At 75.9% G+C, this 24,049-nt stretch carries 23 protein-coding genes and 1 pseudogene; 12 read left to right on the forward strand and 12 right to left on the reverse strand.

Translation table 11 applies throughout. From position 1 onward, the window contains the following. Window positions 1–34: 34 nt before the first annotated feature. The 3 genes from D5H75_RS24760 to D5H75_RS24770 all read right to left on the reverse strand — a co-directional run bounded on the left by D5H75_RS24760 (window position 35) and on the right by D5H75_RS24770 (window position 2,372). Window positions 35–613 carry a TetR/AcrR family transcriptional regulator gene (locus D5H75_RS24760; RefSeq protein WP_119928912.1) on the reverse strand — a complete coding sequence of 193 codons (579 nt, stop codon included), beginning with the start codon at window positions 611–613 and terminating at the stop codon, window positions 35–37. Between the two features lie 32 nt (window positions 614–645). Next, complete coding sequence (locus D5H75_RS24765) at window positions 646–1,560, reverse strand: rhomboid family intramembrane serine protease (protein ID WP_119928913.1); 915 nt, start codon at window positions 1,558–1,560, stop codon at window positions 646–648. A 167-nt stretch (window positions 1,561–1,727) separates the two neighbouring features. Beyond that, window positions 1,728–2,372, reverse strand: a complete 645-nt coding sequence (locus D5H75_RS24770) for a hypothetical protein (RefSeq protein WP_119928914.1) — start codon at window positions 2,370–2,372, stop codon at window positions 1,728–1,730. Between the two features lie 381 nt (window positions 2,373–2,753). Here D5H75_RS24770 and D5H75_RS24775 point away from each other — a divergent pair, with 381 nt between their 5' ends. Beyond that, entirely contained in the window at window positions 2,754–3,929 is a 1,176-nt protein-coding gene (locus D5H75_RS24775) for a Cmx/CmrA family chloramphenicol efflux MFS transporter (protein ID WP_119928915.1), read from the forward strand. Window positions 3,930–4,053: 124 nt separating this feature from the next. On the opposite strand, the gene D5H75_RS24780 is transcribed toward D5H75_RS24775, so the two are convergent. Further along, window positions 4,054–5,253, reverse strand: a complete 1,200-nt coding sequence (locus D5H75_RS24780; protein WP_119928916.1) for an MFS transporter — start codon at window positions 5,251–5,253, stop codon at window positions 4,054–4,056. Window positions 5,254–5,309: 56 nt separating this feature from the next. Here D5H75_RS24780 and D5H75_RS24785 point away from each other — a divergent pair, with 56 nt between their 5' ends. From D5H75_RS24785 to D5H75_RS24805, 5 genes are all read left to right on the forward strand, one after another. After that, a complete protein-coding gene (locus D5H75_RS24785) occupies window positions 5,310–6,266 on the forward strand; it encodes an ArsR/SmtB family transcription factor (RefSeq protein WP_119928917.1) in 957 nt (318 codons plus the stop codon). A 204-nt stretch (window positions 6,267–6,470) separates the two neighbouring features. After that, entirely contained in the window at window positions 6,471–7,610 is a 1,140-nt protein-coding gene (locus D5H75_RS24790; RefSeq protein WP_119928918.1) for an acyl-CoA dehydrogenase family protein, read from the forward strand. Between the two features lie 47 nt (window positions 7,611–7,657). Beyond that, the gene (locus D5H75_RS24795; RefSeq protein WP_119928919.1) at window positions 7,658–8,215 is read left to right on the forward strand and encodes an MFS transporter; all 558 of its coding nucleotides are present in this window, start codon (window positions 7,658–7,660) and stop codon (window positions 8,213–8,215) included. A gap of 240 nt (window positions 8,216–8,455) precedes the next feature. Continuing rightward, window positions 8,456–9,016, forward strand: coding sequence for a copper chaperone PCu(A)C (locus D5H75_RS24800; RefSeq protein WP_119928920.1), 561 nt, complete (start codon window positions 8,456–8,458; stop codon window positions 9,014–9,016). A gap of 5 nt (window positions 9,017–9,021) precedes the next feature. Beyond that, complete coding sequence (locus D5H75_RS24805; protein WP_119928921.1) at window positions 9,022–10,200, forward strand: Dyp-type peroxidase; 1,179 nt, start codon at window positions 9,022–9,024, stop codon at window positions 10,198–10,200. A 63-nt stretch (window positions 10,201–10,263) separates the two neighbouring features. Here the strand turns inward: D5H75_RS24805 and D5H75_RS44260 are convergent, their stop codons facing one another. Together D5H75_RS44260 and D5H75_RS24815 are read right to left on the reverse strand one after the other, a co-directional pair. Continuing rightward, a complete protein-coding gene (locus D5H75_RS44260) occupies window positions 10,264–11,736 on the reverse strand; it encodes a sensor histidine kinase (protein WP_202638469.1) in 1,473 nt (490 codons plus the stop codon). Further along, the gene (locus D5H75_RS24815; protein ID WP_119928922.1) at window positions 11,733–12,389 is read right to left on the reverse strand and encodes a response regulator transcription factor; all 657 of its coding nucleotides are present in this window, start codon (window positions 12,387–12,389) and stop codon (window positions 11,733–11,735) included. Before D5H75_RS24815 ends, D5H75_RS44260 begins: the two co-directional genes overlap by 4 nt. 151 nt (window positions 12,390–12,540) lie before the next feature. Between D5H75_RS24815 and D5H75_RS24820 the strand changes: the two genes are divergently transcribed. From D5H75_RS24820 to D5H75_RS24835, 4 genes are read left to right on the forward strand one after another with little or no spacing between them, the layout of a single operon-like run. Further along, a complete protein-coding gene (locus tag D5H75_RS24820) occupies window positions 12,541–13,056 on the forward strand; it encodes a hypothetical protein (protein ID WP_119928923.1) in 516 nt (171 codons plus the stop codon). Beyond that, a complete protein-coding gene (locus D5H75_RS24825; RefSeq protein WP_119928924.1) occupies window positions 13,053–14,129 on the forward strand; it encodes a peptidoglycan-binding protein in 1,077 nt (358 codons plus the stop codon). The genes D5H75_RS24820 and D5H75_RS24825 overlap by 4 nt, the downstream gene beginning before the upstream one ends. Then, on the forward strand, window positions 14,126–14,902 hold the full coding sequence (locus D5H75_RS24830) for an ABC transporter ATP-binding protein (RefSeq protein ID WP_119928925.1): 777 nt from the start codon (window positions 14,126–14,128) through the stop codon (window positions 14,900–14,902). Before D5H75_RS24825 ends, D5H75_RS24830 begins: the two co-directional genes overlap by 4 nt. Then, complete coding sequence (locus D5H75_RS24835; RefSeq protein ID WP_119928926.1) at window positions 14,899–16,122, forward strand: ABC transporter permease; 1,224 nt, start codon at window positions 14,899–14,901, stop codon at window positions 16,120–16,122. Before D5H75_RS24830 ends, D5H75_RS24835 begins: the two co-directional genes overlap by 4 nt. A gap of 45 nt (window positions 16,123–16,167) precedes the next feature. Here the strand turns inward: D5H75_RS24835 and D5H75_RS24840 are convergent, their stop codons facing one another. After that, window positions 16,168–16,986 carry a DUF1206 domain-containing protein gene (locus tag D5H75_RS24840; protein WP_119928927.1) on the reverse strand — a complete coding sequence of 273 codons (819 nt, stop codon included), beginning with the start codon at window positions 16,984–16,986 and terminating at the stop codon, window positions 16,168–16,170. 292 nt (window positions 16,987–17,278) lie between these two features. Here D5H75_RS24840 and D5H75_RS24845 point away from each other — a divergent pair, with 292 nt between their 5' ends. Together D5H75_RS24845 and D5H75_RS41900 are read left to right on the forward strand one after the other, a co-directional pair. Beyond that, complete coding sequence (locus tag D5H75_RS24845; RefSeq protein WP_119928928.1) at window positions 17,279–17,614, forward strand: hypothetical protein; 336 nt, start codon at window positions 17,279–17,281, stop codon at window positions 17,612–17,614. 340 nt (window positions 17,615–17,954) lie between these two features. Continuing rightward, the gene (locus tag D5H75_RS41900; RefSeq protein WP_202638481.1) at window positions 17,955–19,415 is read left to right on the forward strand and encodes a DUF6745 domain-containing protein; all 1,461 of its coding nucleotides are present in this window, start codon (window positions 17,955–17,957) and stop codon (window positions 19,413–19,415) included. On the opposite strand, the gene D5H75_RS24855 is transcribed toward D5H75_RS41900, so the two are convergent. The 5 genes and pseudogenes from D5H75_RS24855 to D5H75_RS24875 form a co-directional block, all read right to left on the reverse strand. Continuing rightward, window positions 19,391–20,434, reverse strand: coding sequence for an STM4011 family radical SAM protein (locus D5H75_RS24855; RefSeq protein ID WP_202638470.1), 1,044 nt, complete (start codon window positions 20,432–20,434; stop codon window positions 19,391–19,393). The genes D5H75_RS41900 and D5H75_RS24855 overlap by 25 nt on opposite strands. Next, window positions 20,431–21,822 (reverse strand): STM4012 family radical SAM protein, encoded by a 1,392-nt coding sequence (locus D5H75_RS24860; RefSeq protein WP_119928929.1) that lies wholly within the window; start codon window positions 21,820–21,822, stop codon window positions 20,431–20,433. The genes D5H75_RS24855 and D5H75_RS24860 overlap by 4 nt, the downstream gene beginning before the upstream one ends. Further along, a complete protein-coding gene (locus tag D5H75_RS24865; protein ID WP_119928930.1) occupies window positions 21,819–22,649 on the reverse strand; it encodes an STM4013/SEN3800 family hydrolase in 831 nt (276 codons plus the stop codon). The genes D5H75_RS24860 and D5H75_RS24865 overlap by 4 nt, the downstream gene beginning before the upstream one ends. Beyond that, complete coding sequence (locus D5H75_RS24870) at window positions 22,646–23,809, reverse strand: STM4014 family protein (protein WP_422674053.1); 1,164 nt, start codon at window positions 23,807–23,809, stop codon at window positions 22,646–22,648. Before D5H75_RS24870 ends, D5H75_RS24865 begins: the two co-directional genes overlap by 4 nt. Beyond that, window positions 23,782–24,049: pseudogene (locus tag D5H75_RS24875) on the reverse strand (STM4015 family protein); the annotation flags it as partial. The gene D5H75_RS24870 and the pseudogene D5H75_RS24875, both read right to left, overlap by 28 nt.

Below are 24,049 nucleotides of genomic sequence, written 5' to 3' on the forward strand. Positions count from 1 at the left end.
ACAGGCGAGGCGTTCTCACGGCGTCAGCGAACGGCTAGGCGAGGAGGGCGTCCAACTGGGCGGCGGCGGCCCGCAGGCGCGCCGTGTCCGGGCTCTCGGCCCTCCCCATCACCTGCAGGCCCTGCAGGAAGACCAGGACCAGGGCGGCCAGGGCCCGGGGGTCGCGGTCCCCGGGCAGCTCCCCTCCGGCCTGGGCCCGGGCGAACGCCCCGGCCAGGGCGTCCTCCAGGTCGCGCCAGGAGGACTCCACCCGGCGGGCCAGCCCGGGGTCGGCGCCCATCAGCTCGACCGCGGTGTTCACCACCATGCACCCGAGCAGGCCGCGCGACGCCTCCTCGACGTACCTCTCGACCAGGGCGCGTACGGCGGGCAGCGCCGGGCCGGGGGCCGACAGCACCGCCACCGGGTCGGGGTCCCGCATCCTCAGGTAGCGGTCGAGCGCCTTCTCGTACAGCTCGCGCTTGCCCCCGAAGGTGGCGTAGAGGCTGGCGCGGCCGATGCCCAGGTGCTCGACCAGGTCGGCCATCGAGGTGCCGTCGTACCCGCGCCGCCAGAACAGCTCCATGGCCCGGTGCAGGACGGCGTCGGGGTCGAACTCCTTCGTGCGCGCCATCCGCCCACGCTACCCATTACTGGAACGACCGGTCAAATACCGGCGAGCAGCGTGCCCGTCCGGTACACCGCCAGCGCCGCCAGCAGCACGAACAGCCCGCCCCCCGCCGCCGCCTGCACCGCCGTACGGCGGGCCGCCGGGGCGTGGGCGAAGGCCAGGGTGAGCGCGCCCCCGGCGAGCAGCCCGCCCAGGTGCCCCTGCCAGGACGAGAACCCGGCCGAGATCACCATCCAGAGCACGAAGAACACCAGCAGCCGGGTCGCCCCGCCGGGGTCGCGCCCGAGCCGGCGGCCGATCACGAAGTACGCGGCGGCCAGCCCGAACACCGCGCCGGACGCGCCGACAGCCGGGGACTGCGGCGCGATCAGGTAGTGCAGCACCGACCCGCCCAGCGCCGACAGCAGGTACAGCGCGAGGAAGCGCGCCCGCCCGAGCTGCTCCTCGACCACGCGCCCGAGGGACCACAGCCAGAACATGTTCACGACGATGTGCAGGATCCCGAAGTGCCCGGAGGTCGGGAGCAGGTGCAGGAACGCCGCCGTCAGCAGGCGGTACCACTCCCCGGCGGCGACCCCCACGACGTCCATCCCGAACGTGTGGCCGCCGTCGTACTGCCACCGGCTGCCCGCCCCGTCCATCAGCTCCAGCCCGATCAGCTCGAACCGGCCGAGGAACCCCGGCACCGCCAGCTCCGCGACGTACGCCGCGATGTTGAGCCCGATCAGCGCGTACGTCAGGACCGGCGCGGCCCGCGCGGTCCCGCCGAAGACCGTGCGGGCGGGACGCAGCGTCCGGTTGCCCTCGCGCACGCAGTCGAGGCACTGGAACCCGACCGCCGCGTCACGCCGGCAGTCCGCGCAGACGTGACGGTCGCAGCGGACGCAGCGGACGTAGGTCTCCCGCTTCGGGTGCCGGTGGCAGGTGGTGACCTCGCCGGTCTCGCTCATGTGGGCTCCGGTGGACGCGATCGTGAGGCGCAGCAGCCTACGACGGGCCCCCGGCGGACGGCGAGGCGGGAGTACGGCCGGGCGCGCCGGGACCCGCCGGAACGCGGCCGGAGCGGAGCCGGAGCGCGGCCTGCCGCCGGAACCGGGCGGACTGGCCGGGCGGCCGGTCAGCGGGGGAGTTCGTGGAACGAGGTGATGATCGAGTTCAGCCCCGGCTCGGCGGCGGGGGCGTGCGCGGCCGAGGTCCACGCGAGGATCTGGTGGTATCCGGTGCGCCCCTGCACGGTCGTCAGGTAGTAGGCGACCTTCCCGGCGGAGGGGTGCGAGGCGACGACGGAGTAGCGCCGGGCCTGCATCCCGTTGATGACGGTCCGCTCGGGCCCCGTCACCTGGGGGTTCTTCACGCTCTTCCGCAGGTTCCCCACCACGACCTTGGTGTACTCCCCGAGGCTGGGCGCCGCCGCCCGCTTGTCCGTGATGACGATCACGAACTCCTGGACCCCGGTGTCCCCCACCTCGATCGAGGCGTCGCGGTTCAGCTCCATCCGCTTCCAGCCCTCGGGCACCGAGATCCCGCGCTTGCGGTCGGACGAGGTGACGACCTTGGTCCCGGCCGCCGGCCGCCCCGGATCCGCGGTCTCGCTCTCCCCGGGCTCAGGCGTCGGCGCGGGGGGATCGGTGGGCGCGGGACGGTCCTCCGACGACGGCGCGGCCACCGGCAGCAGCCGTCCCACCTCGTTCTTCGTCCCTCCGCACCCGGCTCCCGCCAGGAGCACTCCGAGGACCGCCAACCCCAGCCCCAGCTTCCGCATCCAGCAGCCCCTCCGGTCTCCTCAGTGGACCTCGTACGATATCGGCCCTTCCGATTACCTACCGCGTTTTCCCCATATCGCGGCGTTCGTCCGCCTTCCCCCGCGCCCGACGGGTGGATCGCCCAGGAGCACACGGCCGAGGGAGCCCGGCCGGACATGCCGGCGGGCCCGGCGGAAATGGCGTGGCCGGTGGCGGGGCGGGTGGATATGGTGGGGGGCATGTCGAGTCCTGAGGCATCCAAGGTGGGGGCTTTCGGTCACCCCGTCAGCTCCCTGAACCACTGACCTTTCACACCGTCCCGCCATGCGGGGGTGTCCCTCGGGCCGCTGGCCGGGGTGACGAGACGTCTCACGCGATCTCTCTCACCTCGGAGTCACTCGATGCCTCTCGCTCTCCACCTGCTCGCCGTGGCCGTGTTCGCCATGGGGACCTCGGAGTTCATGCTCGCCGGGCTGCTGCCCGGCATCGCCGCCGACCTCGGCGTCTCCGCCGGTACGGCAGGGCTGCTCACCTCGGGCTTCGCCGTCGGGATGGTCGTGGGCGCGCCCCTCATGGCGGCGCTCGCCCGCAACCGGCCGGGGCGGTCCAGCCTGCTGGTCTTCGTCCTGGTGTTCCTGGCCGCGCACGTCGTCGGGGCGCTCACCGGCGACTTCGCCGTACTCCTCGCCACCCGGGTCGTCGCGGCGCTCGCGAACGCGGGATTCCTCGCGGTCGCGGTCTCGACGGCCGCCGGGCTGGTCCCGCCGGACGCGAAGGGGCGGGCGCTGTCCGTGCTGCTGGGCGGCACGACCGTCGCGACCGTCGCCGGGGTGCCGGGCGGGGCGCTGCTGGGCGCGCTGCTCGGCTGGCGGGCCACCTTCTGGGCGGTGGCCCTCCTCTGCCTGCCCGCGGCCCTCGGCGTGCTGCGCGGGATCCCCGCGCCGCGTCCCGGCGGAGCCGCCGCGCCGGACCTGCGGCGTGAACTCGCCGAGCTGCGCAGGCCCCGGCTGCTCCTGATGATGCTGCTGGGCGCCCTGGTGAACGCGGCGACGTTCGGCACCCTCACCTTCTTCGCCCTCGTCGTCACCGGACCGGCCGCCCTGGGCCCTCTGTGGGTCTCGGTCGCCCTCGTCCTGTTCGGCCTGGGCTCGTTCGCGGGCGTCACCGCCGCCGGGCGCCTGTCCGACCGGCGTCCCGGCCTCGTCCTGGCCGCCGGCGGCCCCCTCCTGCTCCTCGGCTGGATCACCCTGGCCACGTCGGCGGGCGAGCCGTACGCGCTGCTGCCGCTCGCGTTCGTCCAGGGGGCGCTGTCCTTCGCCGTGGGGAGCACCCTCATCACCCGGGTCCTCTACGAGTCCCCGGGGGCCCCGGCCATGTCCGGCTCCTACGCCACGGCCGCCCTCAACCTGGGCGCCGTCGCGGGGCCGCTGGTGGCCGCCCCCACCCTCGGCACGGGCCTGGCCGCCGTCGGCCCCGTCTGGACCAGCGCCGCGCTGACGGCCGCGGCCCTGCTGCTGACCGCCCTCTCCGCCCGGGTCTTCACCGGGAAGGCGGCCCCCCGGCCCGCCCCGAACTGACGCGGGCCCTCGCGCCGCTCGGACGGCTCCAGCCTCCACGACAACCCCACGTCCATTCGATCGGCGCGGGGCCGCCCCGGTGGAGGGCCGGGGCGGCCCCGGCCCGGGCCGGCCGGGGCCGGGCTCAGGGGCTGACCGGAGCCGGACGGGGCCCGGCCACGCGCAGGGCCGGGACCACGAGGGTGGCGATCACCGCGAAGAACCCGCCGAGGACCAGCCACGCGCCGGCGCCGAAGGCGGTGAAGGAGGCGGTGATCGCGACGGGCCCGCAGGCCCGGGCGAGCTGACTGCCGAGGGTCCACGCGCCCTGGTACTCCCCCTGCCGGCCCTCCGGGGCCAGCCCGTAGGAGATCGCCCAGCCGCCGGCGCTGGACAGCAGCTCGGCGGCCGTGACGAGGGCGACTCCGCCGAGGAGCACGGCCGTCGCGGGGACGGGCGGCAGGGCGCCGGTGGTGGCGAGGACCAGGCAGCCGGCCAGCACGGCGAGGCCGGACCGCCGTACGGCGCGGGCGCCCGCCCCGGTGGTCTCCACGCCCCGGGACGCGCGGACCTGGAACAGGATGGCCAGCACGGTGTTGCACAGGAACAGGGCGGAGACCACCCACCCGGGGGCCTCGGTGTGACTGACGACCCACAGGGGGAGGGCCACCTCCAGCAGGTCGGCGTGGACGAGCATCAGGCCGCAGAGCACGGCCATCAGCAGGTAGCGCCGGTCGGCGAGGACCCCGCGCCGGCCCTCGGCGGGGATCGGGTCGAACCTCGGCAGCCGGGGCAGCACCCCCGCGACCAGGAGGAAGCTCACCGCGTTGCCGGCGACCAGGAGCCGGTACGCCGCGGGGGTGTCCACCGCCAGGGCCAGCCCGGCGACGAGGGTCCCGGCGGAGGCGCCGAGGTTGATCATCACGCGGTTGTACGCCCGGGCGGCCACGCGCTCCTCCGGGGCGGCGAGGCGGGCCAGGTAGGCGTGGCGCAGCGGGCGGGACGCGCTCTCGGCCAGCGAGATCAGGCAGACGACCGCGAAGAACGCCGGGAACGAGTGCACGAACAGGTACGCCCCGAACAGGACGGCCTTGGCCAGGTTGAGCGCCAGGAGCGGCCCGCGGTGGCCGTACCGGTCGCCGAGCCGCCCGGCGGGGATGGAGACGGCCACGCCCACCACCATCGCGGCCGACATGCCCGCGCCGACCTCCACCGCCGACAGCCCGGCGACCCGGGTGAAGTACAGCACGCCGCCGGTGAGGAACAGCCCCAGGCCGACCGAGTCCAACAGCGTCATCAGCGCGTACAGCCGCAGGGGGCCGCGCGGTGGGAGCAGTCTTCGCATAACCGGCAGACCACCACGAAGAACTCACCACCGGTATAGATTTAGAATTGTCCTAAATGATTGAGATCTATCTGGACGTGGGCGACCTCGCCGACACGCGCTTCGGCATGTCGCCGCTCCAGGAGACCGTGCTCAGCCTGCGCGCGGCGCGCAGCCCCGGCCGCCACGCGCTGCACCTGCCCTGGACGCGCTCGGCCCGCCCGGTGCTGGACGGCCTCCACGACGGCCTGCTGCTCTCGCTGGTCGGGCCGCACAACTGGATCCCCGACTTCCTCACCCCGCGCCCCTCCGGGCTGCTCACCGACATCGGGCCGGAGCTGGAGCAGATCCGGCGGACCCCGCCCGCCGTCGTCGCGGCCGACATCGCGACCGCCCACTGGGGCGCGGTCCCCGAACGGCTGCGCGGCGACCCGGAGCGGGTGCGCGACCGGATCGCGGACCTGCTGGAGGAGTACTGGCGGCGCGCGATGGCCCCGCACTGGCCGAGGATGCGGAGCCTGCTGGAGGCCGACACCGTCCACCGGGCCCGGAGCCTGGCCCTCGGCGGGGCGCGGGCGCTCTTCGCCGACCTGCACACCAACGTGGAGTGGCGCGACGGGATCCTCCGCGTCGTGGCCGGCCGGGCCATCCACAACCATGTCCACGTCTCCGGCCAGGGCCTGCTGCTGGTGCCGTCCGTCTTCGCGCACAAGGCCATGGGCCCGATCGCCGAGGACGCCCCGCCCATGGTCATCTACCCGGCGCGGGGCGTGGCCACGCTGTGGGAGACGGCCTCGCCCCGCCCGCCGGGCGCGGTCGCCGCCCTGATCGGCGCTCCCAAGGCCGCGATCCTCATGGAGCTGGACGGCCCCGCGTCGACCACCGAGCTGGCGCACCGCCTCGCCGTGACGCCCGGCGCCGTCTCCCAGCATCTGCGCGTCCTCGCCGACGCCGGGCTGGTGACCCGGGCCCGCTCCGGCCGCGCCGTCCTCTACGCCCGCAGCCCCCTCGCCGACCGCCTCATCGCGCCCTGACGCCCGCCGGGACCACCGCGCGGGCTCACGGCCCCGCGGCGGTAGTTCATGATCGAACCGGGAATGGTCGGCGTCGCCCCTGACGGGGCATGATGCACGGGTACGAGAACATCGGGCTTGCCCGCATCGGATCTCCGCGCCCGGCGAACCCGGGTGGAGACCCGCGGGCGGATCCTGTAGCCGACATCGCCGTCAGGAGAGAACGTGGCCGTCGTCCGACTGCTGCCCACCCAGGAGGCGCGCGACCTCCTCGACCTCACGCGGGACTTCGCCGACAAGGAGCTGGCGACCCGGGTCGAGGAGCACGAGCGCGACGAGACCTACCCCGAGGGGCTGTTCGCCAAGCTGGGCGAGGCCGGGCTGCTCGGCCTGCCGTACCCCGAGGAGATGGGCGGCGGCGGCCAGCCGTATGAGGTGTACCTCCAGGTGCTCGAGGAGCTGGCGGCGCGGTGGGCGGCGGTGGCCGTGGCGGTGAGCGTGCACGGGCTGTCGTGCTTCCCGCTGGCGACGTACGGCACGGCGGAGCAGCGGGACCGCTGGCTGCCGGACATGCTCGCCGGGAAGGTGATCGGCGGGTACAGCCTGTCCGAGCCGCAGGCCGGGTCGGACGCGGGCGCGCTGAACTGCCGGGCGGAGCGGGTGGAGACCGGGTACCGGATCTCCGGCACCAAGGCGTGGATCACGCACGGCGGGCGGGCGGACTTCTACGCGCTGTTCGCGCGGACCGGGGAGGGCAGCCGGGGCGTGTCCTGCTTCCTCGCGCCGGGGCGGGCGGAGGGGCTGACGTTCGGGCGGCCCGAGCAGAAGATGGGGCTGCACGCGATCCCCACCACCAGCGCGCACTGGGACGGCGCCGTGATCGACTCCGACCGGCTGATCGGCGAGGAGGGGCAGGGGCTGCAGATCGCGTTCAGCGCGCTCGACTCCGGCCGCCTCGGCATCGCCGCCTGCGCCACCGGGCTCGCGCAGGCCGCCCTCGACGTCGCGGTGCGGTACGCCAACGAGCGCACCCAGTTCGGCCGCAAGATCATCGACCATCAGGGGCTCGGGTTCCTGCTCGCGGACATGGCCGCCGCCGTGGACTCCGCCCGCGCGACGTACCTCGACGCCGCCCGCCGCCGCGACGCCGGCCTGCCGTACGGCCGCAACGCCAGCGTCGCCAAGCTCGTCTGCACCGACGCCGCGATGAAGGTCACCACCGACGCCGTCCAGGTCCTCGGCGGCTACGGCTACACCCGCGACTTCCCCGCCGAGCGCTACATGCGCGAAGCCAAGATCACCCAGATCTTCGAGGGCACCAACCAGATCCAGCGCCTGGTCATCAGCCGCCACCTCTCCCGCTGACGTCCCCCGCCGGGGCGGAGGGCGGGCGTGGGATCATTGGGGTCGTCATGAGTGCCAGCCTGCCCTTCCGCGCCGCCAGGGCCGCCGCGTTCGCGGTGGTGTCCCTGGGGCTGGGCGTGCTGGCGCACCTCGTCGCCGGGGGCGGGGTCTCGTCCCCGGTGGCGCTGGCCGGCCTGGTGGCCTCGTTCGCGGCGGCGTTCGCGCTCGCCGGGCGGGAGCGGCCCTTCGCGGTGATCCTGCCGCTGCTGCTCGCGCTCCAGGGCGGGCTGCACGCGCTGTTCTCGCTCTCGCACGCCGCCGACCCCGCGGTCCAGGCCGGGCACGCCCACGCCGGGCTCACGCCGGGGCTGGGCATGCTGGTCATGCACGGGTGGGCGGTGGGCCTGACCGCGCTGTGGCTGGCCCGGGGCGAGGCCCTGCTGTGGTCCCTGCTGCGCCGCCTGGGCGTACGGCTGCGCGTGCTGCTCCTCGCGCGCGTCGATCCCGCCCACACCGTCTTCCTCGCCGTTCCGCGCGACGTGCGGCCCCGCGTCCCGCGCTCCGCCGTACTCCGCCACACCGTGATCCGCCGGGGGCCGCCCGCCCCGGCCGCCGCCTCCCGCTGAGGCGTTCCCTCCCACCGGTCACCACGCCGGCCGCGCTTCCCGTTCGCGGCCCGGCCCCCCGATCCGTCCCCGCGTGCCCGCCGTACGGCGGACGCGGGCGCGTCACCGTGCCGTGCGCGGTCCCGGGGCCGACCGGTCTCCTCCACGCCGGGATTCCCCGGTGTGCCCGATCACTGTGGCGTTGAGCCGCCGGGGCGCGTCGTCGTGCGCCGGGCGGCCCAAATCGGAAAGGCGTTTCCCATGTTCGTTCGTCGTACCGTCTCCGCGTGCCTGCTCGCCGCCGCCGCCCTCACGGCGGTGGCCGGATGCGGCGGTTCCGGGGACACCGCCGAGCCCGCGGCGGCCCCCGCGGCCGGCTCCGGCTCCGCCGCCGCCTCCGCGTCCGCGCCCGCCCGGGCCGGGCTGACGATCACCGACCCCTGGGTGAAGACCACCAAGAAGGGGATGACCGCGGCCTTCGGGACGCTGGTCAACAACTCGGACGCGGAGATCACGGTGCTCTCCGGGTCCTCGCCGCTGTCGCCCAAGGTGGAGCTGCACGAGGTCGCCGACGTCAAGGGCAAGATGATGATGCGGCCCAAGGAGGGCGGGTTCGTGATCCCGGCGCGCGGGAGCCACGAGCTCAAGCCCGGCGGCGACCACATCATGCTCATGGGCGTCACCGGGGCGGTGGAGCCCGGGGCGCAGGTGCCGTTCACGCTCACCCTCAAGGACGGCGGGAAGCTGGAGTTCACCGCGATCGGCAAGGACTTCGCCGGCGCGAAGGAGGACTACCAGCCCGGCATGAAGCACGAGGGCTGAGCGGGATGACCGACCTCACCCGCAGAGGCCTGTTCGCGGGGGGCGCCGCCGCCGTCGGCGCCCTCGCGGCGGGCGCGGCGGGCGCGACGCCGGCCTCCGCCTCGGCCGCTCCCCTGACGCCCGGGGACGGCGGGCGCGCCGTCGAGCCGTTCCACGGGCCGCACCAGGCCGGGATCGCGACGGACCCGCAGGCGCACGCGGCGTTCGTGGCGTTCGACCTGCTCAAGGACACCGGCCGCGAAGCCGTCGTCCGCATGCTGCGCCTGCTCACCGACGACGTGCGGCGGCTCGCCGCGGGCCATCCCGCCCTCGCCGACACCGAGCCCGAGCTGGCCGCCGTCCCCGCGCGGCTGACGGTGACGTTCGGGTTCGGCCCCGGCCTGTTCCGCCGGGCCGGGCTGGCGTCCCCGGTCGAGCCGCTGCCGCCGTTCAAGCGGATCGACCGGCTGGAGGAGCGCTGGAGCGGCGGCGACCTGCTGCTCCAGATCTGCGCCGACGACCCGCTCACCGTCGCGCACGCCCTCCGCATGACGGTCAAGGACGCCCGGTCCTTCGCCCGCGTGCGCTGGGTCCAGCGGGGCTTCCGCCGCGGCCTCCTCACCCAGCCGCGCGGGGTCACCCAGCGCAACGTGATGGGCCAGGTGGACGGCACGGTCAACCCGCGCCCGGGCACGCCGGAGTTCGACCGCGCCGTCTGGATCACCGGCGGCCCGCTGGGCGGCGGCACGACCCTGGTCCTCCGCCGCATCCGGGCCGAGATGGAGACCTGGGACGCGGCCGACCGGACGGCGAAGGAGTTCACCGTGGGCCGCACCCTGGCCACGGGCGCCCCGCTGACCGGGCGGCTGGAGACCGACGAACCGGACTTCACCCGGCTCTCTCCTGCGGGCTTCCCGGTCATCGCCGAGTACGCCCACGTCCGCCGCGCCCGCGTGGACGGCGCGACGATCTTCCGCCGCGTCTACAACTACGACGACGGGCTCTCGCCGGGGGGCGAGCCGGACACGGGCCTGCTCTTCGCCTCCTTCCAGGCGGACGTCGAGCGCCAGTTCCTCCCCATCCAGCGGAGCCTGGCCGAGGCCGACCTCCTCAACGAGTGGACGACGCCGACGGGCTCGGCCGTCTTCGCCGTCCCCCCGGGCTGCTCCCCCGGCGGGTACGTCGGCGAGACCCTCCTCGCCTGACCCCTCCCCCGGAACGGCCGGCGCCGCGCCCCCGAAAACCCCGGACGCGGCGCCGGGCCCGTGTCACCGCGCCCGGGACGCTCCGCGGGGCGGCGGGCCCGCCGTGCCCCCGGCCGTCGGCTCGGGCCGCCGGCCGGGGAACTCCACGCGGACCGCCAGGCCGCCGCCGGGGTTGGGCTCGGCGGTCACCGAGGCGCCGTGGGCCCGCGCGATGGAGTCCACGATCGACAGGCCCAGCCCCGCGCCCTCCCCGGGGACGTGGCGGCGCGGGGTGCGCCGGTGGAACGGCTCGAACAGCCGGGGGACCTCCTCCGCCGAGATCTCCGCCCCCGTGTTCGTCACCTCCAGCCCGCCCGGGCGGACCCGGACGGCGACCTCCCCGGCCGGGCGGTTGTGGGCGACCGCGTTCGCGACCAGGTTCCGGACCAGGTGCGCGAGCAGCACGGGGTCCCCCTCCACGGCGTACGGCTCCGCGCCGAACGCGACGGTCACGCCGCGCTCCCGGGCGACGGGCGTCAGCTCCGCCGTCACGGCCGCCGCGATCTCGTCCAGGGCGGCCGGTTCGCGCCGATCGAGCCCCTGGTCGCTGGTGGAGAGCAGGAGCAGGCCCTCGATCAGGCGCTCGCTCCGCGCCGCCAGGGCCAGGAGTTCGCCGCGCACGCGCCGTACGCGGTCCGGGTCGGGGTCGGCCAGGCCGATCTCGGCGGCGGCGCGCTGGATCGTCAGAGGGGTCCGCAGCTCGTGCGCGGCGTTGGCCACGAAGCGGCGCTGGGCGGCCACCGCGGCCTCCAGGCGTTCGAGGGTCGCGTCGAAGGTGTCGGCGAGCTCCTTCAGCTCGTCGCGGGGGCCGGGCAGGGACAGGCGCTCGGAGAGGTTGTCCACCGAGATGCGGCGGGCGGCGGCGGTGATGGCGTGGACCGGGCGCAGCACCCGGCCGGCCATCCACCAGGCCAGGGCCACGGAGAGCAGGGCGAAGACGGCCAGGGCCACGAGGGAGGTGATCAGCAGGCGGTCCAGGGTCGCCTGCTCGGCCACCGCGACCAGGTCCTTGTAGGCCGAGGCCAGTTGGGCGGGGACCCGGACGGCCTGCCGCGTCACCGCGTGCTGCCCGCCGTCTACGAGCGCCGCCGCCGCCCCGGGGTCCAGGCCGTACGCCTTGGTGAGCCCGGGATCGGGACTCGCGGACGCCGGGGCGGGAGTGGCCGCGGCCGCCCCGGGGTCCGGCGTCGCCGCGGTGCCGGGGGTGGCGGTGGGGGCCGGGGGCACCGCGGGGGCCGGGGTGGTGGCCGGGGTGGTGGCCGGGGCCGCGGGCGCCGCCGCCGGATCGTCGCGGGACGTCCTGGCCAGCGGGGCCGTCTCGGTCATGCGGAGCGCGGGGCCGGCCACGGCCGTCGCCAGCGTGCCCCACAGGCCCTGCCGGAGGAGGGTGTAGACGAGGCCGATCAGGCCGCCGCCCGCCATCAGGAGCAGCGCGCCGTACAGCGCCGTGAGCCGCGCCCGCACCGTGAGCCTGCCGTACACCTCGCCGGGCCTCACCGGATCCGGTACCCCGCGCCCGGGACGGTCTCGATGACCGGCGGGTCGCCGAGCTTGGCGCGCAGCTTGCTCAGCGTCACGCGGACGGCGTTGGTGTGCTCCCCCGCGTTCTCGTCCCAGGCGCGGTCGATCAGCTCGTCCACGCTCACGACCGCCCCGTCGGCGCGCATGAGCACGTCGAGGACGGCGAACTCCTTGCGCGACAGCGCCAGGAACCGGCCGTCACGCACGGCCTGCCGCCGGGCGAGGTCCAGCGTGATCCCCGCCCGCTCCAGCACCGGCGGGACCGCGCGGCCGACGCGCCTGCCGAGGGCGACGACCCGGGCCACCAGCTCCTCGTACGCGAACGGCTTGGGCAGGTAGTCGTCGGCGCCGAGGCCGAGCCCCCGCACGCGTTCGCGCACGGAGCCGGAGGCGGTGAGCATGAGGACGCGCACGGGCAGGCCGAGCCGTACGGCCTCGCGGCACACGTCGTCGCCGGACACGCCGGGCAGGTCGCGGTCGAGCACGACGACGTCGTAGTCGCCCCACTCCAGCTTCTCCAGGGCGGAGGCCCCGTCGTGGGCGACGTCCACGGCCATGGCCTCGCGCCGCAGCCCGTCCGCCACCAGCTCGGCCAGGAAGCGCTCGTCCTCCACCACCAACACCCGCATCCGCTCACATCCGAAAATCGCCCGGCAAGGACGCCCCGGACTGTACCTGTGCAGGCCTTTCGTAAAGATAAGCAAACTCGGCAAAGGACCCGAAAGCGGCATCCGGCGGACCCTGGCCCCTGACACCGAACTCCGGCGAAAGGGGATCACCATGAGACTTCGGCACGTCGCCGCCGCCGGCGCGGCCGCCGCGTTCCTGCTCGCGGGCTGCGGGGGCTCTCCGGGCCCGTCCACGACCGATGCGGCCGCGAGCGCCACCGAGGGAGGCGCGGGGGCGAGCACGCGCGGCGGCCCGGACGCCGACAGCGGGCTGCGGTTCGCCCGGTGCATGCGCGAGCACGGCGTGGACATGCCCGACCCGCAGCCCGGCAACGAACGGACTCTGGTCATCCCCAAGGGCGCGAGCCAGGACAAGACGAACGCCGCGATGAAGGCGTGCGCGGGCAAGGCCGGCGGGGGCGTCAAGGCCGGGGGCCTCAGCGAGGCGGACAAGGACCGCATGCTCAGGTACGCCCGCTGCATGCGCGACAACGGGTTCGACATGCCCGATCCGAAGTTCGACGGCGACGCCGTCGCCGCGATGCCGATGCCGAAGGGCGAGGACCGGGCCAGGCTGGAGAAGGCGTCCAAGGTCTGCCAGAAGATCTTCCAGGGGGCCGCGAAGTGACGGCCGGGCCACCCCGGCGGCGGCGCGCGCTGAGACGCCTGGCGGCGACCGTCGCGGCCCTCGCGGTCACGGGAGGCGGCGCGGCGGCGGCCGTGGCGCTGACCCGGGGCGGCGCGGCGCCCCCGCCCGCCGCCGCCCGGCCACCGGCGGTGGACGTGGTGGAGCGGGGCGACCTCACCGACTCCAAGACCGTGCCGGGCACGCTCGGATACGCCGGGGAGCGCACGCTGTCCGCCGGGTCCGCGGGCCTGCTGACCTGGCTGCGGGGCACGGACCGGACCGTACGGCTCGGCGAGCGCCTCTTCGAGGTGAACGGCGAGCCCGTCCGCCTGATGTACGGCGGGCGCCCGATGTACCGGCCGTTGAGGCCCGGCGTCGAGGGCCCCGACGTGCGCCAGTTCGAGGAGAGCCTGAGCGCCCTCGGCTACCGCGGTTTCACCGTGGACGACGAGTACACCGAGCTCACCGCGGCGGCCGTACGCCGCTGGCAGGAGCGTCTGGGCGTGAAGGAGACCGGTGAGGTGGACATGGGCCGGATCGTGTTCGCCCCGGGGGAGGTGCGCGTGGACCGGGCCGAGGCGAAGGTCGGCGAGGCCCTGTCGCCGGGCAGGCCGGTGGTGACCGTGTCCGACGCGCGGCGCGTGGTCACCGTCGAGCTGGACCTCGACGACCAGCGGCTGGCCCCCGAGGGGCGCCGGGTGGAGGTCGAGCTGCCCGGCGGGAAGACGGTGAAGGGCCGGGTCAGCGAGGTCGGCGCGATCGTCGAGGGCGAGGAGGGCCGGGGCGACGGCGAGCCCAAGGTCGAGGTGAGGGTCGCGCTGGACGCCCGGCTCCCGGGCCTCGGCCGCGCCCCCGTCACGGTCCACCTGCGCAGCGAGACCGCCCAGGACGTGCTGTCGGTGCCGGTCCAGGCCCTGCTGGCGCTGCCCGGCGGCGGCTTCGCCGTCCAGGTGGTCGAGGGGACGCGCACCCGCCGGGTGCGGGTCGAGACCGGCCTGTACGCCGGCGGGCGCGTCGAGGTCAGCGGCCCCGGCCTCGCCGAGGGCGTCAAGGTGGGGGTGCCCGCGCTGTGATCGCCGAGACGAACGGCACCGCCCGCGCCGGGCGCGCCGGGGCCGCCGTCGTGGAGCTGACCGGGGTGACGAAGCGGTACCCGGGCGGGGTCGCGGCGCTGGAGGACGTGGACCTGACGATCGCGCGCGGCGAGCTGGTGGCGATCGTCGGCCCCTCCGGGTCCGGCAAGTCCACGCTGCTGCACATCGTGGGCACGCTGGACCTGCCGAGCGAGGGCGCCGTGCGGATCGCCGGGCACGACGTGGCCGCGCTGGCGGACCGGGAGCTGGCGGCGCTGCGGGCGCGGCACCTGGGGTTCGTCTTCCAGTCGTTCCATCTGTCGCCGGGGCTGTCCGCGCTGGACAACGTGGCCGAGGGGCTGCTCTACGCGGGGATCCCGCGCGGTGAGCGGCGCAGGCGGGCGGCGGAGGCGCTGGAGCGGGTCGGGCTCGCCGACCGCGTGACGCACCGGCCGCACGAGCTGTCGGGCGGGCAGCGGCAGCGCGTCGCGATCGCCCGCGCGGTCGCCGGCGACCCGCTCCTGCTGCTCGCCGACGAGCCCACGGGCGCGCTCGACACCGCCTCCGGGGAGGCCGTGGTGTCGCTGCTGCGCGACCTGCACGCCGAGGGCTCGACGATCGCCGTGATCACGCACGACCCGGAGATCGCCGCCTCGTTCCCCCGCCGGGTACGGCTCCGCGACGGCCGCGTCGTCGAGGACACCGCGAACCCGGCCGGTCGGCCGGACCAGGCGGCCCCGGCCGGGAACTCCGTCAGGGAGGGCGCCGCGTGAGACGACGGCGCCGGGACCGCGCCGCCGGGACGCCCCGGCCCGTGCCCGCCTCGCTCAGCGCCGGGGACACGGCGCGCACCGCGTTCGCCGGGCTGCGCACGCGGCCCGGGCGCGTGGTCCTGTCCGCGCTCGGGATCGCCATCGGGATCGCCACCATGACCGCGGTGCTGGGCGTCTCCGCCTCCAGCCGGGCCGACCTCATGCGCAGGCTCGACGCGCTCGGCACCAACCTGCTCACCGCCGAGGCGGGCGACACGTTGTTCGGCGGGAAGGCCAGGCTGCCGAAGGAGTCGCCGGGCATGGTCGGGCGCATCCCCGGCGTGCGCGACGTGGGCGCGACCGGCCTGCTCGACGTGGCGGTGCGCCGTACCGGGAAGGTCCCCGAGGAGGAGACCGGCGGGCTCAGCGTGCGGGCCGCGACCGAGGGGCTGCCGCGCACCCTGCGCGCCGGGATGAGGTCGGGGACCTGGCTGAACGCCGCGAACTCCCGCTACCCGGCGGTGGTCCTCGGCTCGGTCGCCGCGCAGCGCCTCGGCGTGACCTCGCCCGGCGAGCAGGTGTGGATCGAGGACAGGTACTTCACGGTCGTCGGGATCCTGGACGCGCTGCCGCTCGCGCCCGAGATCGAGCGGTCGGCGCTGGTCGGCTGGGACGGGGCGGCGCGGCTGCTCGGCTTCGACGGCCACCCGACCACGATCTACGAGCGCTCGGCCGAGGATCGCGTGCGCGACGTGGCCGGGCTGCTGGCGGCCACGATCAACCCGCGCAATCCGGAGGAGGTCAGGGTCGGGCGGCCCTCGGACGCGCTGGCGGCGCGGGCGGCGGCGGGGGACGCGTTCACGAGCCTGCTCCTGGGGCTGGGCGCGGTGGCGCTCCTCGTCGGCGGGGTGGGCGTGGCCAACACGATGATCATCTCGGTGCTGGAGCGCCGCCACGAGATCGGCCTGCGCCGGTCCCTCGGCGCGACGCGGGGGCAGATCCGCGTGCAGTTCGTCATGGAGTCGCTGCTGCTGTCGGCCCTGGGCGGCCTGGCGGGGGCGGTCCTGGGCGTCGCGGCGACGTACGCCTTCGCCCTCGCCAGGGGCATGCCGTTCGCGCTCCCGCCGTGGTCGGTCGGCGCGGGGCTGGGCGCGACGCTGCTGATCGGGACCGTCGCGGGCCTCTACCCGGCGATCCGCGCCGCCCGGCTCTCCCCGACGCTGGCCCTCCACGCCGCCTGAGGCCGGGCTGCCCCTGACACCCGGGCCCGGGCGGGCCGGGCCGGGTCAGGTACGGCGCCAGCGGGCCTCGCCGAAGCAGTATCCGGCGAACAGCACCAGGCCGGCGGCGACCAGCACGAGCAGCCAGGGACCCGCGGGGGTGTCGGCGAACGCGCGGAGCGTGGCGTCGATGCCCCCGGCCTTGCCCGGGTCGTAGGTGATCGCGGCCTGGACGACGAAGATCCCGGCGAGGCCGGCGATGAGGCCCCGGGCGACGTATCCGGCGACGCCCAGCCGCTCCATCCACGTGCGCGCCCGCGCGGACATCTGGCCGAGGTTCAGCTCCTCGCGGAACTTGCGCGTGATCCCCTGGCGCACCCAGTACACGCCCAGCGCGAGGAGGCCCAGGCCGATCGCGCCGACGATGAGCTGGCCGCCGGGCAGGTCGAGGAGCTTGCCCGTCACGTCCCGCGACTTCTCGTCCTCCGACGCCGCGCGCCCCGCCGACAGGACCGTCAGCAGGGTGATGAAGATCAGGACGTAGACGACCGCGCGGGCGACCGACTCGGCGCGCTGCAGCGCCTCCCGCCCGCCGAAGACCGCCTCCGTGGCCTGCCAGAGAGCCAGGGCGGCGAAGCCCACGACCATGATCCAGAGCAGCACGGCGCCGAACGGCAGCGCCGCGAGAGTGGTGATCGCGCCGCCCTTGTCGGCCTCCTGCCCGCCGTCGCCGAGGGCGATCTGCACCGCCAGCACCCCGATCAGCGCGTACAGCACGCCCCGGCACGCCAGCCCGACCCGGGCCAGCCGGTTCACCACCGGACTCCCGGCCACCTTGCGCGCCGCCTGCCGCGCCTCCCGTCCCGCCGATCCCGCTGTGGTCACGGTTCCTCCCAGGAATAGTCAAGCCCCGCCCAGGTTTCCCGGAATTCCGCCTTCTAGACCTTTGCCTGCAAAGCCCCGCATTTCCGGGTACGGCGACCCGCTCCCGCCGCCCCCGCCGTACGGCCCGGCGGACGCTCGCGGAGAGGTCCGGGACGGGGAGTCGGGGGCGGGGTCCGGGGGGCTGAGTCAGGGGCGGAGAGTCGGGGGCGGGGCCCGGGGCGCCGGGAAATGTCGGTGGGCGGGGCTAGTTTCGGGGTGTCGAGGAGTTCCGTACCGTCAAGGAGGCGTCGGCATGTTCCGGCAGGGAGACGTCCTGATCGCTCCGATTCCCGAGGAGTCGGTGCCCGCCCACGTCCGTGAGCTGCCGCCCGCGCCCCGCGACGCGCGCGGCCGCCTGGTCCTGGCCCTCGGGGAGGCCACCGGCCACGCCCACGCGGTCGTCGGCCCCGGCACGCTCTTCCTCGACCCGTCGCCGCACGTCCCCGACCACCTCCACCTCCCCTCAGGCGGCCGGGTGGTCCACGAGGAGCACGACGCGATCTCCCTCCCCAAGGGCTGGTACCGCGTGATCCGCCAGCGCGAATACCTCCCCGGCGCTCCCGGCGCCTTCAGCTTCGTCGCCGACTGACGCGAGGCCCTTCCGCCGCTCCCGGCCGTACGGCCGGCGCCGGGCGCGGCCCCTGAATCCCCGCCGCCCGCGCGGGCCCCTGACGGGCGGTCCGCCTCGCGGGTGCAGCGGCCCCGGCTGGGACGCCCCCGGGAGTGCCCGATCCCCGCGACCGCGCCTCGCCGCGGGTCTCGGGACCGGCGTGGCCCGTCCCGCCCTCGCCGCGCGCTTTCGCGCGCGCCGCCGTACCCCCACAGGGCGTGATCGGACCGCCGCGTGTCCGCGCCCGTTCCGGTAGCCCCGCGGCCGAGCCCGCCGTCCCTCGCGCCGAACCCCCACCACCGACCGACCGGAGACCCCGATGACCACCCCCGCGACCGAATCCCCGGCGCTGCTCGGCGAGGCCGTGATCCAGGCGCTCGACGACGCCTCGGCCCGCTGGACCCGCCGCGCCTTCGCCACCGGCCCCGCCGACCGCGAGGCCGCCGAGCGGGGCGTCCGCCGCGCCTACCGCGCCGCCGGGCTGCCCGAGCCCGAGCACGTCCTGTGGTTCGGCTCCCCCGCCCAGGGCGCGATCGCCGCCGCCGTGCTCACCGGCCACCGCCGCCTGATCGAGGACCTGCCCGGCTCCGCCGACCTCGTGGAAGCCGCCCTCGCCGCCCTCCGCCCCCTCACCTCCCCCTCCGGCGACTCCGCCCCGGCCGGTTCCGCCCCGGCCGGTTCCGCCGCGTCCCCCGGCGGCCCGGCCCCGGCGCCCACGGCCTCGCCGTCCTCGCCCGGGAGCGGCACCCCGGCGGGGCCACCACCGGCGACCGGAGCGAGCACGCGCGACGCCGTACGGACGACCGGGGACTCCGCCACGGCCCGGGACCGATCCGTCTCGGGGGCGCGGGACCTCGGCGGCGCGTCCGTTACCGGGCCGGCCGGTTCCCTCCCCGAGTTCGGGGGCGGGGACAGTGTGCGGGACTCCGTACGGACGCGGGGCTGGGAGGAGGCGCGGACCCGGGCGTCGGCCGCGCTGGGGCCCGGGCCGTGGGCGCGGGCCTGGAGCCGGGCCGCGGAGTCCCTGTGGGAGGACGTGAACCGGGTGACCGGGGACCTGCGGCGGGACATCGGGCGGCTGGCCGCCGACGGGGACGGCGGCGAGGGGCCGGTCACCGCCGGCGCCGGGGAGGCGGCGCTGCGGGCGGTGACGCTCGACGCGGTGCTGGGGCAGCATGACGCGGCCTGGCTGGCGGTGTTCGAGGGGCTGGCGGACGGCGGGGTGATCACGCTGCCGGACGGGCTCGCGGCGCTGGCCGAGGTGGCCGCGTCGGCCGGGTGGTGGTGGCCGTTCGAGCGGGTGGCGCTGGTGTGCGAGCGGCCGGTCGAGCTGCACCGCGACGAGGCCGGGCGGCTGCACCGGGGCGACGGGCCGGCGATGGCGTTCCCCGACGGGTTCGCGCTGCACGCCTGGCGGGGCATGCCGGTGCCCGCCGGGTTCGGCGAGACGATGGGGTCGCTGACCGTCGGGGCGATCCGCGCCGAGACCAACGCCGAGCTGCGCCGGGTGATGCTGGAGCACTTCGGCTACCAGCGCTATCTCACCGAGTCGGGCGCGGAGTTCGTCCAGGCCGACGACACCGGCGTGCTCTGGACCATCGAGATGCCCGGGGACGAGCCGGTGACCATGGTCGAGGTGCTGAACTCCACGCCGGAGCCCGACGGCACCCGCCGCACCTACTTCCTGCGCGTGCCGCCGTGGGTGCGGACGGCCAGGCAGGGCGTGGCGTGGACGTTCGGGCTCCAGGAGGCGGACTACGCGCCCGAGCGCGAGACCTGATCCGGCCACCCCGCGGGGACGCGTTCCAGGATCCCGCCCGCGAAGACGTCGTACAGCCCGAGCGGTTCCAGGTGCACGTAGCCGATGTGGCAGTCGCACCGGTCCGCCGGGCACGGGCGCGGCCGCAGCCCGTCCAGGTACGACCCGTCGTACAGGTTCCCGATCACCTCGGGGAGGAAGTGGCACCGCCGTACGGTGCCGTCGCCGGACACCGAGATCACGTCGTCGCCGGTACGGCAGGGCAGCCCGCGGCTCTCGTGCGGGCGCCTGCTGTAGCCGAACAGCGGGTCGATCGCGGCCCACGGCGCGGCCTCGGCGTCGGTGTACTCGTGCCCCTCCGCCGCGTTGACCCACAGGTAGACCTCCGGCGGCAGCTCCGCCCGCAGCCGCCGGGCCGGTTCCAGGTGCTCCGCGAGCCCGACGACGCCGACGCTGAACCTGACGCCCCGCGCGGCCAGTTCCCGGCATCTACCCACGAACCGGTCGTACGGCACCTGCCCGGGGTGATACGTCGCCCACAGCGCGACCCGCTCGGGGTCGGCGTCGTCCAGCCAGGTCAGCCGCCCGGACAGGTTCGTCTGGATCGCCACCCGGCGCACGTGCGGCAGCCGGCTCAGCCCGGCGACGGCCCGCCGGTACCAGGACCGCACGAGCCCCTCCCCCCACGGCGTGAACAGCACCGACACGGGGAAGTCCCGCTCCGCCACCCATCCGGCGAACCGCTCCAGCGCCGCCCGGTCCCGCCGCAGTTCCTCCGGCCGGTCGCGCCGCTTGGCGAACGGGCAGTACGGGCAGTCGTAGTCGCAACTGGCCAGCGGTCCCCGGTAGAGGATCGAGAGGTGCCCGCCGCCGGGCTCTGGCCGCCCCGGGAGAGGGCCCGCCGCGAGGTGAGCGGCGGGAGCGGCGGCCGTGCCGGAGACGGCGCCGCAGGAGCCGGCGGCGGGAGCCGTGGCCGACGGCGAGGGCGGGAGCGGGGGCCTGGGGGTCAGGGGGACGAAGACGGGAGGGCGGGGGTTCATCGGTCCTCGTAGGCGGACATCAGGGCGTTGACGTGGGCGGAGAAGAGGGCCGGGCCTATCGCGTCGCTGTGCGCCAGGCCCTCGGGGGTGAGGACCAGGCGGTCCGCGGTCTCCGCGAGCCAGCCCCGGTCGGCGAAGACGGACAGGTCGGGGGCGAAGTCGTCGAGGGCGTCCGCGCCGAAGCGCTCCTTGTACTCCAGCCGGTCCAGGCCCTCGGCCTGGAGCAGCGACTGGATGAGGTGGCGCCGCCGCCGGTCCTCCGCGCCCAGCGCGAACCCCACGTTCGCGACGCCGAACTCCCCTGGCGGCAGCCGTACGTAATCGTCGATGATCGCGCGCACGTGCCGCGCCCCCACGGCGTACTCGAACGAGTAGTGCAGCCCTGAGGTGTAGGACCGCGCCCCGCACCCGAGCCCGACCATCCCGTCCTCCTGGCACCGGTACGGCCCCGCCGGGCCGGACCCCGGGGACGCCGACACCGGCGACGCGGACGCCGCAGACGCCGCGGACGCGGACGCCGAGGGCTCGGACCTCGGGGACGCGGACGCCGGGGGTGTCGCGCGCGGGAGGCGGAACATGCGCATGGAGACCTGCTCGTACCCCGCCGCGAGGAGGTGGTCTCGGCCCTCCCGGTAGAGCGTGAGCCGCTGGTCGTCCCAGTCGCGGCCGAGCCGCCCGAGCCCGGTGAGCGGGCGGACGTACAGCGGATACAGGTAGATCTCCTCCGGCCGCCACGCGAGCGCCGCGTCCAGGGAGTACCGCCACGACGCCGCGTCCTGCCCGTCGATCCCGTAGATCAGATCGATGTTCAGCGTCTCGATCGCCGCGTCCCGGATGTGCCCGAGCGCGGTCTCCACCTCCGCCCGCCGCTGCGGCCGTACGGCGGCGCGCGCCTCGGCGTCGATGAAGCTCTGCACCCCGATCGACACCCGGGTCGTCCCGCGCTCGGCGAGCACGGCCAGCCGGTCCGGCGTCGCGGTCGCCGGGGAGGTCTCCACGGCGAGCGGCGCCGCCCGCAGGTCGGCCCCCATCACGCCCTCGGCGATGTCGAACAGCCGGGTCAGCTCGGGCGCGGTCAGGTAGGTCGGCGTGCCGCCCCCGACCGCCGCCGCCGCGAACCGCGCGGCCGGCACCGCCCGCCGTACGGCCTCGGCCTGACGCTCCAGCGCGCCGAGGTACGCCGAGGTCAGCTCCTCGGGGGCGCCGGTGCGGGTGAAGAGGTTGCAGAACCCGCAGCGCATCTCGCAGAACGGGATGTGCAGGTAGAGGAAGAGCGCCGAGGTGTCCTCCCCCGCCCACACGTCGTCGAGGGCGGGCCGGGGGTCCAGCGGACGGTATGCCGTCTTGTGTGGATACGCGTAGACGTATCCCTGATAGGGCCTGATCACTGCCACTCCCCCGGTTCCAGGATGAATTCGCCGTACGGCACCGTCCACACCACCTCGTGACCGACGCGGTGTCCCACGTGCCCGTCCTCGCCGTACGCCGTCCCGTGGTCGGAGCACACGATCGCCAGGCACGGCCGCCCGCGCGAGGTCATCGCCGCGAAGAGCCGCCCGATGTGCCGGTCCACGTACTCCAGCGCGGCCGCGTGACTCTCCCGCGAGTCGCCGTGCTCTCGCGTCGCCCCGGGCAGGTGGAACCAGTTGGGCTGGTGCAGCGAGGCCACGTTGACCAGCAGGAACAGCGGCCGGCCCCCGGTCACGACGGTCACGACCTCCTCGGCCCGCGCGATCTGCGCCTCGAACGAGGTGGGCGAGGTCACGCCGAACTCCGGCTCCCAGTGCGCCTCGTCGAACAGCGCGGGCAGCGCGGACCCGAGCGGCGTGAGCCCGTTGAAGAACCCGACCCCGCCCACGCACACCGTGCGGTACCCCGCCGCGCGCAGCCCCGCCGGCAGGTCGGCCGCGTCGAACACCCAGGTCCCGCCGGTCGTCGTCTCGCTCCCGGGGAACCGCGCCGCGAACAGCCGCGGATGCGGCCCCGGCGTCGCCGGCGTCGGCAGGAACCCGGCCAGCATCGCCGCGTGCGCCGCGTAGGTGAAGCTCCCCGGCGTGTGCCGCCGCTCCCAGACCCCGCCGGGCAGCGCCCTGGCCAGGTTGGGCGTACGGCCCGCCGCCGCCAGCTCCGCGGCCACGTCGTACCGGAGCGTGTCCAGCGTCACCAGCAGCAGGTCGTGCGACCCGATGATCGCGTTCATGTCCCGCACGCTCATCCCCCCGTTCCCGCGGCGGCCGGGCGGACGGGCGCGCCGCCGTACCGGCCGGCGGTGATCGCGGCCACCTGCGCGCCGTAGGTGTCCAGGCCCTCGGCCCCGCTCCCGTCCAGCCCGGTCAGCCCGGGCAGCAGGTCCCCGAACGCGTTCACCTCGGCCACCGCGAGGTCCCGCCAGTTCGCCCCCACCATCAGGTCCACCCCGACGGCCAGGCTCCCGGGGAAGCACGCGGCCGCCCGCGCGCACACGTCCAGCGCCCGCGCCCAGCCGTCCTCGCCGAGCCGCGCGCGCACCGCCGCCAGGTCCCCCCGCACCCCGCCCAGGTGCAGGTTCGTCATCGGCGTACGGCTCGCGCGCACGACCGCGTGCGTCGGCGTCCCGGCCACGACCACGACGCGCAGGTCGAACACCCGGCCGCCGATCCCCGCCTTCGGGAACCACCGCTCCACGTGCAGCCCGTCCGGCGCGAGCAGCTCGACGAGCGTCCCCACGTCCGCGTGGTCCCCGTAGACCCGCACCTTCAGCGAGTTGTACGCCGCGGGACCGCCCGGCGGCGACGGCCGGTCGAGCGCGGCGGAGGTGACGGCGCGCACCCTGTCCCCGTTCACCTGCAGCGCGATCACCCCGGACGCCGACGACCCGTGCGCGGGCTTCACGAACACCCGGCCCCACCCCGCCGCGCCGAGCCGTTCCCGCAGCTCGCCGTAGCCGGTGACCGGCGGTCCCGGCAGCGCGGGCGGCACGGGCACCCCCGCCGCCTCCAGCCGCGCGTGGCAGACCCGCTTGTCGAACATGACCCCGATCTCGCCGGCGTCCCCGAGCAGCCGGGCCCCCGGCGTCCTGGCCACGGCGTCCCTGACCGCCTCCAGCCCCGCCATGAACCCCCGGTACCAGCGCGCGCCCCCGCCGACCCGGCTCGGCTCGCCCGGCCCGCGCAGCATCGCGTCCGTCGCCGCGTCCTCCCCCGGCGAATCCACCCGCACCAGGCCCCCCTCGGGAACCGGAACCGGGCCCCCGCCCAGGACGTCCCGCCACGCCACCACCCGGGGCTCCGGCCCTCCGCCCCGCGCCCAGGCCCCGGCGAACATCACCACCCGCCGATCCCCCGGCGTCCCCACAAGCAGCAGATCCCTCACTCGGAGACCGCCACGTAGCGCCAGCCGTCCGGTTCCGGGTCCTCCTGGTCGCTCAGGTCCACCTCGGTGCCGGGCAGGGCCCGCCGCACGCGGTCCATCATCGGACCGGTCAGGAAGTGGTGGGCCAGGTCCAGGCGGGCCAGATGGGTGAGGGGCTGGCCGGAGAGCAGCGCCTCGGCCCCCTCGTCGCCGAGCAGGCCCAGGCCCAGGCTCAGCGTCTCCAGGCGGGACACCACGGGCGCGGCCGCGACCGCCGCCGCGATC

The sequence above is a fragment of the Bailinhaonella thermotolerans genome, assembly GCF_003594875.1.
GTDB lineage: Bacteria > Actinomycetota > Actinomycetes > Streptosporangiales > Streptosporangiaceae > Bailinhaonella > Bailinhaonella thermotolerans.

Bases quoted from the DNA above. Each gene is read 5' to 3' on its own strand.
- D5H75_RS41900 (WP_202638481.1), top strand. From the start codon at position 17,955: ATGACCACCCCCGCGACCGAATCCCCGGCGCTGCTCGGCGAGGCCGTG.
- D5H75_RS24795 (WP_119928919.1), top strand. From the start codon at position 7,658: ATGAGTGCCAGCCTGCCCTTCCGCGCCGCCAGGGCCGCCGCGTTCGCG.
- D5H75_RS24820 (WP_119928923.1), top strand. From the start codon at position 12,541: ATGAGACTTCGGCACGTCGCCGCCGCCGGCGCGGCCGCCGCGTTCCTG.
- D5H75_RS24805 (WP_119928921.1), top strand. From the start codon at position 9,022: ATGACCGACCTCACCCGCAGAGGCCTGTTCGCGGGGGGCGCCGCCGCC.
- D5H75_RS24760 (WP_119928912.1), bottom strand. From the start codon at position 613: ATGGCGCGCACGAAGGAGTTCGACCCCGACGCCGTCCTGCACCGGGCC.
- D5H75_RS24815 (WP_119928922.1), bottom strand. From the start codon at position 12,389: ATGCGGGTGTTGGTGGTGGAGGACGAGCGCTTCCTGGCCGAGCTGGTG.
- D5H75_RS24765 (WP_119928913.1), bottom strand. From the start codon at position 1,560: ATGAGCGAGACCGGCGAGGTCACCACCTGCCACCGGCACCCGAAGCGG.
- D5H75_RS24770 (WP_119928914.1), bottom strand. From the start codon at position 2,372: ATGCGGAAGCTGGGGCTGGGGTTGGCGGTCCTCGGAGTGCTCCTGGCG.
- D5H75_RS24865 (WP_119928930.1), bottom strand. From the start codon at position 22,649: ATGAGCGTGCGGGACATGAACGCGATCATCGGGTCGCACGACCTGCTG.
- D5H75_RS24785 (WP_119928917.1), top strand. From the start codon at position 5,310: ATGATTGAGATCTATCTGGACGTGGGCGACCTCGCCGACACGCGCTTC.
- D5H75_RS24855 (WP_202638470.1), bottom strand. From the start codon at position 20,434: ATGAACCCCCGCCCTCCCGTCTTCGTCCCCCTGACCCCCAGGCCCCCG.
- D5H75_RS24845 (WP_119928928.1), top strand. From the start codon at position 17,279: ATGTTCCGGCAGGGAGACGTCCTGATCGCTCCGATTCCCGAGGAGTCG.
- D5H75_RS24775 (WP_119928915.1), top strand. From the start codon at position 2,754: ATGCCTCTCGCTCTCCACCTGCTCGCCGTGGCCGTGTTCGCCATGGGG.
- D5H75_RS24780 (WP_119928916.1), bottom strand. From the start codon at position 5,253: ATGCGAAGACTGCTCCCACCGCGCGGCCCCCTGCGGCTGTACGCGCTG.
- D5H75_RS24800 (WP_119928920.1), top strand. From the start codon at position 8,456: ATGTTCGTTCGTCGTACCGTCTCCGCGTGCCTGCTCGCCGCCGCCGCC.